General features: G+C 75.1%; 1 protein-coding gene. It reads left to right on the top strand.

Going from position 1 to position 743, the window contains the following annotated elements:
- Window positions 1–281 precede the first annotated feature (281 nt).
- On the top strand, window positions 282–743 hold a 462-nt coding region (locus tag PROKR_RS36820), incomplete at its 3' end, for a DUF4192 family protein (protein ID WP_036959882.1).

Here is a 743-nt window from a genome sequence, read left to right as displayed (position 1 = left end):
ACGGCGGCGGCGAGCGCGGCCGTCCGGCGGGCTGTGACGAAGCGGGACACGCGCACACCGTAGCCGCACCGGGCGGGGCCGCGACAGCGTGCGGCGATGCGGGCGGATCGCACGGGGCCGGAACCTGTGTGGCTGACCCCCGCGAGGGGCCATCGGGCAGACCCTCCTGACGGACCCTCGCGACGGCACCGTGCGGCCGCGAGCGCGACCACAGGAAGCCTGTTGTCCACACGGCCCTCCTGGGCGCGCTCGCGGGTCGCCGGCGGGCTGGGATCGTCGACATGAACCCCGACGTCCACTCGAACTCCGACAACGGCCTACCTGATGGTGGCCTCGCCGACAGCTTCTCCGACAGCCTTCCCGACAGGCTCCCCGACAGCCTTCCCGACAGCCTCGCCGACACTGATTCCTCGGACCGTGACCTCTCGGCGCGTGACTTCTCCGCCCGGGACGTCCCCGACCGAACGACGCCCAGGGGCGGCGCTTCGCCGCGCACCGTCGTCCCGAACCGCGGAGGCGCTCCGGCGGTGCCGAACGCCCGCGTGGTCCGGGTGGCCGGGCCGGAGGACCTCCTCGCGTACATCCCCTACCGGCTCGGCTTCGAGCCCGTCGAGTCCGTCGTGGTGGTGAGCCTGACAGGCCCGCGGCAGCGTGTCGGGCTCGTGGCCCGGGTCGACCTGGCCGACCTCCGCCTACGCCGGCCAGGCGACCCGGCCGGGCCCGACGGCGGCGCCACCGCACGC

This window comes from Promicromonospora kroppenstedtii DSM 19349, assembly GCF_000515355.1.
Taxonomy (GTDB): Bacteria; Actinomycetota; Actinomycetes; order Actinomycetales; family Cellulomonadaceae; genus Promicromonospora; species Promicromonospora kroppenstedtii.
This window is presented reverse-complemented; position numbering and strand designations above follow the sequence as displayed.